Origin of the sequence: Pseudomonas carassii, assembly GCF_036324045.1 — a bacterium.
Taxonomy (GTDB): Bacteria; Pseudomonadota; Gammaproteobacteria; order Pseudomonadales; family Pseudomonadaceae; genus Aquipseudomonas; species Aquipseudomonas peradeniyensis.
On record NZ_JAZDCT010000091.1, the window covers coordinates 1 to 1,423 of the forward strand.

At 66.7% G+C, this 1,423-nt stretch carries 1 protein-coding gene; it reads left to right on the forward strand.

The features are described 5' to 3' along the window. A partial coding sequence (locus V0R62_RS26680; RefSeq protein ID WP_330105831.1) for an amino acid adenylation domain-containing protein occupies window positions 1–1,423 on the forward strand: 1,423 nt, incomplete at both ends.

Here is a 1,423-nt window from a genome sequence, read left to right on the forward strand (position 1 = left end):
TATCCGCGTGACCTGGCCGTGCACCGGTTGTTCGAGGCCCAGGCCGTGAATTCGCCGGATGCGCTGGCGGTGGTCCATGGTCAGCGTCGATGGACCTTTGCCCAGCTCGAGGCCCAGGCCAATCGTTTAGCTTATTACTTGCTCGAACAGGGCGTGCGGGCGGGTGACCGGGTAGCCTTGCTGCTGCCTCGTTCGTTCGATCTGTTGACGGCCCAGTTGGCCGTGAGCAAATGCGCGGCGATATACGTGCCGCTGGACGGCAATGCCCCGGCGGAGCGCCAGGCGTTCATGGTGGCCGACAGCCAGGCGCGGCTGGCGCTGACCCACAGCGACCAGCCACAGGTGGATGGCGCACGCCGGGTCGAACTCGACCGGCTCGACCTGGGCGACTACGCCTCAGCGCCGCTGGACCTGGCGGTGGACGCCGGCAGCGCGGCGTACATCATGTACACCTCCGGTTCCACTGGTACGCCGAAGGGCGTGCAGGTGCCGCACCGGGCCATCGTGCGGTTGGTGATCAACAACGGCTTCGCCGATTTCAATAGCCAGGATCGGGTGGCCTTCGCTTCCAACCCGGCGTTCGACGCCAGCACCCTGGAGGTCTGGGCGCCGCTGCTCAACGGTGGCGCGGTGGTGGTGATCGACCAGGACACGGTCCTGTCGCGTCAGGGGCTGCGCGAAGTGCTGCTGGAGCAGGGCGTCACCGTGCTGTGGCTGACCGCCGGCCTGTTCCACCAGTTTGCCGACGACCTGCTGCCGGCATTCCGTGGCCTGCGCTACCTGATGGTCGGTGGCGATGTGCTGGACCCGGCAGTGATCGCCCGGGTGCTGCGCGATGGCGCGCCGCAACATCTGCTCAATGGCTACGGACCGACCGAGGCCACCACCTTCAGCACCACCTATGAAATCACCGAGGTGGGCGAGGGCAGCATCCCGATTGGCAAACCGATCGGCAACAGCCGCTGCTACGTGCTCGATGCCCGCCAGCAACTGCTGCCAGTAGGGGCGGTGGGCGAGTTGTACATTGCCGGTGACGGCGTGGCCCTGGGTTACCTGGAACAACCGGAACTGACGGCTGAGCGCTTCCTGCCGGATCCGTTCAACGGCGGCACGATGTACCGCAGTGGCGACCTGGTGAGCTGGCAGGCCGACGGCACCCTGCGTTACCTGGGGCGTGCCGACCAGCAGATCAAGCTGCGGGGCTTCCGTATCGAACTGGGTGAGATCGAGGCGCGGTTGGGCGAGTGCCCGGGTGTGCGTGACGCCGCCGTGATCGTGCGTGAGGACGCACCGGGCGACAAGCGCTTGGTCGCATACTTCAGCGGCCAGGCGACAGCCATTGGCGAGCTGCACGAACGGCTGCAAGGCGTGCTGCCGGACTACATGCTGCCGTCGGCCTATGTGCGTCTGGATAGGCTGCCGC